At 37.1% G+C, this 7,081-nt stretch carries 7 protein-coding genes and 2 pseudogenes; 2 read left to right on the top strand and 7 right to left on the bottom strand.

Going from position 1 to position 7,081, the window contains the following annotated elements:
- Positions 1 to 421: 421 nt before the first annotated feature.
- Positions 422 to 622 carry a hypothetical protein gene (locus EAO33_RS08690; RefSeq protein ID WP_120946378.1) on the bottom strand — a complete coding sequence of 67 codons (201 nt, stop codon included), beginning with the start codon at positions 620 to 622 and terminating at the stop codon, positions 422 to 424.
- 625 nt (positions 623 to 1,247) lie between these two features.
- Between EAO33_RS08690 and EAO33_RS09665 the strand changes: the two genes are divergently transcribed.
- A complete protein-coding gene (locus EAO33_RS09665) occupies positions 1,248 to 1,463 on the top strand; it encodes a DEAD/DEAH box helicase family protein (protein ID WP_328590024.1) in 216 nt (71 codons plus the stop codon).
- A gap of 52 nt (positions 1,464 to 1,515) precedes the next feature.
- Entirely contained in the window at positions 1,516 to 1,644 is a 129-nt protein-coding gene (locus EAO33_RS09795; protein WP_268877481.1) for a hypothetical protein, read from the top strand.
- Between the two features lie 97 nt (positions 1,645 to 1,741).
- Here the strand turns inward: EAO33_RS09795 and EAO33_RS09660 are convergent, their stop codons facing one another.
- The 6 genes and pseudogenes from EAO33_RS09660 to EAO33_RS08660 all read right to left on the bottom strand — a co-directional run.
- Positions 1,742 to 2,386, bottom strand: coding sequence for a hypothetical protein (locus EAO33_RS09660; RefSeq protein WP_235853163.1), 645 nt, complete (start codon positions 2,384 to 2,386; stop codon positions 1,742 to 1,744).
- Positions 2,387 to 2,427: 41 nt separating this feature from the next.
- Positions 2,428 to 2,745: a hypothetical protein gene (locus EAO33_RS09655; RefSeq protein WP_235853162.1), complete on the bottom strand. Its 318-nt coding sequence runs from the start codon at positions 2,743 to 2,745 to the stop codon at positions 2,428 to 2,430.
- A 57-nt stretch (positions 2,746 to 2,802) separates the two neighbouring features.
- Positions 2,803 to 4,338 (bottom strand): DUF262 domain-containing protein, encoded by a 1,536-nt coding sequence (locus EAO33_RS09650; RefSeq protein ID WP_235853161.1) that lies wholly within the window; start codon positions 4,336 to 4,338, stop codon positions 2,803 to 2,805.
- A gap of 38 nt (positions 4,339 to 4,376) precedes the next feature.
- Positions 4,377 to 5,045 carry a hypothetical protein gene (locus tag EAO33_RS08675; protein WP_162982278.1) on the bottom strand — a complete coding sequence of 223 codons (669 nt, stop codon included), beginning with the start codon at positions 5,043 to 5,045 and terminating at the stop codon, positions 4,377 to 4,379.
- A gap of 73 nt (positions 5,046 to 5,118) precedes the next feature.
- Positions 5,119 to 6,744: pseudogene (locus tag EAO33_RS08670) on the bottom strand (DUF262 domain-containing protein).
- A gap of 156 nt (positions 6,745 to 6,900) precedes the next feature.
- A pseudogene (locus EAO33_RS08660) lies at positions 6,901 to 7,081 on the bottom strand (hypothetical protein); the annotation flags it as partial.

Here is a 7,081-nt window from a genome sequence, read left to right as displayed (position 1 = left end):
TGTCTAGATGGTTTTCGTCTAAATCGCGTTGTATGACCCCTTTATGGGGCTGAAAACATTATATTTGATTTTTGGTGGATTGTGGGGTGTTTGGTTTGTCATTTTATGCTCTAAATTTATGAAATTCGACTCCCAAAGAAATGAGATTGGGTAGAGATCCAAGAGTGGAATGTCTTTGGGTTTTGAGTGGGGTAAAATTGGGATTTTGTATAAATTGGGAGAGTTTGAGTTCAAATATAGTGTTTAGATACTCTATGAGGCTCATAGAGCAACAGATTGGGGACCAAACATCCCTTAGGGGTTAAAACGATTGTAGGGCTTTCTAGGAGTGTTTAAGGCTAGGTCTTTATGGCATGCGTTGAATCACTACGCCTACTCATCTCTCAAAATTGAGACAAAGAAAGTGAATGGAGGCAAATGGTTAATCCCCACATAAATACTCCCCATCACACCACCAAACATCGTCCCACCAATAGACAGTGCTCCCGGGAAGTGTGCCAAAACGCATGCGCAAATACTCTTGATTCTTTTCTGCATCCCATCGGCATTTATTCTGTGCGTTATAGGCATCCACTTCTTTGTTGTATGCTTTAATCCACTCTTTAGAGCCTTTCTCAGCCACTCTTATTCTCCAATCTTTAAAGATAAACTCTGACTCTGCAGTGTATCCATTTGTGGTAAATAGTGCTACAAATGCTATAGTGCAAGAAAGATAGAAACCCTATGGTAGAATAAGGGCTTTTAAGAGATACTCAAATGAGGGTGTGCATGACCTTTGAAGAATTTCAAGAAAATCATATCCAAGACAAATCACCACAAATCAGAGATTCGTGTTAAGAAAAACAGATACAGAAAATGCCTTTGAAAAAGTAGATTTGTGGGATGATTTTTCAAAAAAAGATGGGTCAGATCATGGGATTGATATTGTGATCACCAAAAAAAACATCAAAAAAGGAAAGTCAGGAATCTCCATCTTACACTGCTGTGCAGTGCAAATACAATAAGGAAGAAGTATATTTAGGGGAAGCTAAGAAATTTGCATCTCCCTTACAAAGTGGCTTGAGCGATGGGCTAAAGTTCTCAGAAGGGATTTTCATTGCCTTTAATGGGGTGAAAAAAGACTAAAAAGCATTTTGATACCATCACCAACAATAATGGCTTGCCTATCCGCATCATTTCCCAAGATGACTTTATAGTCGCTGATATTGATTGGGAAGAATTGATAAAAAAAATAAAAATTCCGAACTATCCCAAAAAATCCTAGATCTCATCAAAAAGAAGCTATTGCAAAAGCCCTTGCGCACTTCAAAGAGAATGAACGGGGCAAGATAATCATGGCTTGTGGCACGGGCAAGACCTACACAAGTTTAAAGATTATGGAAGCAATGGTTAAACCCGGAGATTGTGTCTTGTTTTTAGCCCCAAGCCTAGCCTTAGACAGACTTTTAGAGCTTTTGAAATAAACCGTGATCTGACAAGCCCTTTAAATCTTGCATTATCTGTAGCGATAAATCTGTGGGTAAGGATGAGGATAAGTTTGCAGAAGAAAGCATTCATGCCAGCACAAAACCCGAACACCTTATCCAAGCCTACAAAGAAGCTCAAGAGGAGAACGAGTTATTGGTAGTGTTTTCTACTACATGATGGTGTGGCAATCAGTCAGTAGCACAGAGATGTTACACTGCGAGATTGCTAGATTTGTAGGTAGCTATACAAGCTTTGGTCTATGTCATTGAAAGCATCAAGGATTCTCCCTAAATGCATCGTGGTAGTTGTCTCGATTCTCAGATTGGGGACATTCGTTCTTAATTCCTTTTAGAATTTCACAAAAAACTCTTTCAAACTCTTTCAAGACACCCGTATGCGAACCGAGATCAATATCAAATGAATATTTCTGTTTGTTACCCTCTTTATCACCCTCTGCATTATCTTTTGTTTTTGTAAGAGTAATGGTGGACCCTTCACTATCTGCAAAAACAGCAAACTCCTTAGTGCCAAACTTAATACCAAATTGGCGACTCCTCCTATTATTTTCATAATCTAAAACAATCTTTACTTCTCCTTCCCCATTCTGTTCACTCCTTTCGTATTGTTTGCAATAACAATAAAACGCATAACCCAAAAGATCTCTCGCCTGTTCCGAATCTTTTTTTGCCTGAAGGAGATAAACTCTTTGAAGTTTATTCTTACGATCCCTTTCAAACTTAATCCTCCCACACTCCTGCAATTTGTCTTTGTTTCTCCAATTAGCAGTGTTAATGAATTCAAATAATTCTTGTTGTTGAAGTAAAAGCTGTTCCCACCAACTTCTTTCAATGAGAGGGCACGAAATTTGTGAAGGGTAAACTCCTTGAGACTTGGTGTAATTTTCAACGATGTCTTGCATCTTCTCTAGTAGTTCCTCTTTCTGCATTGGCTTGTGAGAATTTAATGACAAAAGAGTGTCCAAAAGTCTTTGGAAATAGGGTTTACCCTCATTAGGTTTTTTCTAAATAATCTAAAAACAAGTTCTCTAAATCTAAATAACCCTGGCTTGAAAAGGTTACCAAAAAATTGGTTGGTTGCGTCAACACTATAATCCCCAAAACACAAGAGTGCCCTTTGGAATAGACCTAGATGAGATAAACCGGGATCTTTAGTTTCTGTTTTTTTAAAAAATGTATCCAAAATCCCCATGGTTAATTCAGCATATTGGACAAATTTCTCTAAACTCTCCTCACCATTCTCCATGCTAAAATCTAGCAAAAAACCTACATAACCCCTTAAATAATCGTGGTCACTTGTTTCGTTTAAAATCTTTTTTCAACCTTGGGCCTTTTCATCATATACACCGTCGTTATAGATAAGTTTAGCTTTTCTTTTTTCTAATGCGTAAACCTCTCCATTAAATTCGCTTTCTAATTCTTCAAAACAAGACAAAAATTCATAAAATTCATTTTCCTTTCCCTTCTCAACAGCACAAGCAATGATGCCTTGAGAAATTTCCTTAAGGAGCCTAAAAAAACTCTTAATATCCCTAGCGTTATTCCAATCATGGTTTTCTATGAAATGTTGGCACACTCTCAGATAATCTTCGACCACCGCTGTATCTACACATTGTCCCCTAACTTCAAACAAAAACAAGAAGGCAAAGAAGTGGCAAATACCTTTTCTACCAAGCTTGCCTTGCTTGCCTTCCTCCATCTCCTCTCGATCTTCTTCATCCTCCTTATATTCTTTGCGTTTCCGTTTTCCAAAAAACTCAGGTCCTTTAATCTTAAGATTTTTTAAAGAGGTCCATTTTGGCAATTGTGTGATCGCCTCATCCAATTTTTCCAGATTCTCCTTGTTTTTTAAAAATCTATAGGTTTGATCAATGGCACGCTCCGTTGAGAGGAGTAATGCAATGTCCTCGACACTCTTCTTCGATCCTTCTTCTAATTCTTTTTTTAGAGTAAATTCTTCTTTTAGAGCAAAAAAGACATTGGCATAATGCAGAAAGTTAAAGAACCGCTCATCAAAATCATCATCAAAATCATCAGGGTCACTGGCTACAAAAAAATAATCACTCCATTGATTATCTATGGCACTTAATATTTTTCTAGAGATTTTATTCCTGGAGTTTTTAGTTCCATCCTTGATGTCCTTACCCTCCTCATCCTCTATAAAAGCCTTGAGTTTTTCACATTTGAGCAAGGGTCTACCTCTAGCATTCATTTTGATGTAGAGATCTTCGCCCAATCCAAAATCTTTCATGTCAATAACATTAAAAGAAATGCATTTTAATCTTTTTATGAAGCTTTCCGTATCTTTACCATTCAGTTTTTCATGGATGAGATCGAGCATGTGGACCATGGCTTGAACAGTGGGATCGTCGCCACGATCCCCAGATGTTGCTCCTACCAAAAAAATGGTCTGGCTAGGTTTCTTCTCGGGTTGAAATTTCTCTTCCATTTCTAACAATTCTTTGCAAAAATCCTTAGAACTTCCGCGCATGTTGTAAACAAATCTAGCGAGTTTATCTTTAATCTCATCGATTCTTTGAGACTTCTTGTATAGGAAAAAATGTAAGAGCCATAGGGTAGTGACGCGTTGCTGTCCGTCTATAAGTTTAAACACTCGTTTATCTTGATAGCCATAGATTAAATCCAAGTGTAGTTCCTTCTCCTTCTCCTCCAAGGTGTCAAAGAGCGCATTCAAAAAAGCTTTCGCTACATTCTCACAATTTTTAGATCGTCTCCCATGTGCATAATCCCTTTGGAGTCTAGGCACCTCTATTTTCTGCACACCACAACTAGCTCCGTTTTCCTCTTTCAAAAATTTTAATTCTAAAAATTCTAAAAAAGTATAAGACTTCATTCTTTATGTTCTTGTGCATTGCAGTTATCTATTTTTTTTTAAATACTTTTCCAAACACCCTCTGATAGCTTTGAGATAACTTTCCCGATCTTTTTTTTGTAAAAAAAGCTCCTATTTTTATCAGTATCATCATCGGCAGAAAAAACCTTATTAAACACCTCTCGTGTACAAGTAGGGACAAGTCTTTGCTGCTCATCAATCTTTCGGATTTTACCTTGTTTTCTAGAAAAAATGAGATTACCTATTTTTTTGTTAGAATTTTCATCTAGTAGAGTAAGATTTTGCAAGTGGTGCAGATCATCATCCCTTTGAAAAGCTTCATCTGCTTTTTTTAGTAAGCCATTTAATTCTAAGTCCTCAAAGAAACCTTTATATTTTTTCTTCTTCGCCTCTCTTAAAAAGTTCTCAATATCCACCTTAAGCGTACCATTGTCTGGGTGATCCTCTACTTCAAAGTGGTCCTTTACTTCCCGTAGCCATTCCTCAGGCTCTTTAGCAAGCTTCTCCTCTATGCTTGGCAACAACTCGCTCGCAAATTGTTTAAGAAACTCCTCATTGTTGTCTTTTGTTTGTTCAAAAAACTCAACGATCATCTTATGAATTTCTTCATTCGTTTTTGAATTTTTTGATGGATTCTTCCAATCCTTTAGTTTCTTTCTAATATCTTCAACAACTCGCTTTTCCATATTTGACAATAATTCTTCCAATTGTTTGGGGAATTCTCTGCTACTGCAATGCTTCGTTTCCTCTAAAAAAGACTTAATATCTTCTTTAAAGGCATTATTTATCTTGCTTCTTTTCGATGAATTTTTTTTTCAACTTATCTTTCATACCACCAACATCTTCCTTCTCACTTTCAATATCCACCCTCAACTTATTTAAATCTTCTGCGCTCTTTATTGCCTCTCTTAGTTTCGATAAATTGCCTTGCTCCTTTTGCGACCATACACTTTCAGACTTTTGTGCATAAATGCGTTCCAAATTCCACTTCTCTAGTACAAAGCGATTAAACTCAAAAGGTTTTAAAGACTTTATCTTCTCCATAAGATACTCTAAATTAAAGAGTAAAAGAACAGCTTGTAAGGGTTTTCTATCCTTATCTTTATTATATGTTAAGTCATCTATTCTTTTGATATAGGGTTGAACATCCTTTTTAACCAAATCCCCAAGACAAATTGCAAACGCCTCTTTATTTCCAACATTCAACCATTTTGTGTATAGATCATTAATTTTGTATCTTTTTTGTAATATCAAAAAACCAAGATAGTGAAAAATCTTTCTATTTATCTCAATTTCAATGTCACTATTTTTATTGTTTTTGTTAAAAACCCCCGAAGCAAAATCAGAGAGATGCCTAATTGCCTTATCAAGTTTTTTCCATTCGTCATCCATGCTCTCATCCTCGTATTTACGATAAAAATAGTCAAATAAGTAATTTTTCTTCTTTTCACAAAGCACCGGCTTGTAAATTTCTTTCTTCTTATGAAACATAATTGCTTTGAGGTAAACTCCAATTCTTTGGACATCATCGGATAGAACGGACCACTCTTGTTTTCCCTTTTTTATAGACATGATGTCACATTTATCTATGTATTCTAACACACAATAAATGAAGTCTCCGTTCTTTCTAGCCTCTTTCTCAGCACTATACCATCTCTCTGCCCTGCTCTTATTCTCTTCCTCTTTTTGTTCTATCTCTTCTTCCGTTAATCCATCGGTTTGGTTTTGTGCTAAAAACAATGCCTTAACATTTTCGACCTCTGAAAGAGGGATTCTCCCACTATTCAAACGCACAAATACTTTTGTTTCCTTATCCGGACTCTCATGCCAGAGCACTTCGCACTTCTCACATAGGCTTTCTAAAAAATCTTTCTTCTCGTCACATTTGTATTCTTTAAAAAATCGACGAATAGTCTTGTAGGCTACTCTAAAGTGCCAAGAATCTATGGTCCCATCGTATTCCCGATCCTGTATATTCTCTAAAAATTCAAAACTCCTCTCCCTTGTTTCGTATTTGATGACAAACAAGTTATCACCCTTTTTGACTTCCTCGCCTTCTTTTCTCGCAAGATACCTCACATTCCCACCTTTTTCACATTTTTCTCTCACGACATACCTCGTAAGATATTTGACGATCAAAAAAATGGTTGTAAGGCGTTGTTACCCGTCAATGACGCAGTAGACTTTGTCTTGACCTTCTACTTTTGCCTTGACTACGATAGGTTGTAAACTACAACGCTGGCGATCATTTGACTTGCTTTTCTTAATGAAATCCGCAATATCCCTAAGTAAGATTTCTACCTCTGCTGTTCCCCAACGATACCCTCTCTGATAAGAAGGGATTAAAAAATTAAAATGCTCCAAGTCACCCACAGAACGCAAACAACTAAAACCACCAGCAGACATAATAAACTCCCAATTTATCTACAGTGAAGCACCCAAATGCTAAAGACATTCGGGCTTCCTAGGCCGATGTTGCCCGTAGGGAGAGTTTGGTTCTCACTCTATGTCCCTATAGTAGGGATTTTACAGAGTTTGAGCTCCAACGCATTCCCTACAGTCTCACACATCGTATTTCCAAAGGCGAACTTTCGACACTCCCTGCCGTAGATACGAATGTATGAGAGCATTATACCACTTTTTTAACATCAAGGGCAATAACTCGGGCAAGAGATCGGGGCGGATAGGTCCAATTACCTTTAAGAGTTCGTTCCAATGGCTAAATCTCTCGTCCTTACTCTCT

Origin of the sequence: Helicobacter labacensis (assembly GCF_003660285.1) — a bacterium.
In the GTDB taxonomy this organism is placed as follows: Bacteria; Campylobacterota; Campylobacteria; order Campylobacterales; family Helicobacteraceae; genus Helicobacter; species Helicobacter labacensis.
Note: the sequence above shows the minus strand (reverse complement) of the source record. Positions and strands in the feature narration are given on the sequence as shown.

What these genes read in the sequence shown, in the direction of transcription:
- EAO33_RS09660 (WP_235853163.1), bottom strand. Translation starts at nt 2,386, where the DNA reads ATGCAAGACATCGTTGAAAATTACACCAAGTCTCAAGGAGTTTACCCT.
- EAO33_RS09650 (WP_235853161.1), bottom strand. Translation starts at nt 4,338, where the DNA reads ATGAAGTCTTATACTTTTTTAGAATTTTTAGAATTAAAATTTTTGAAA.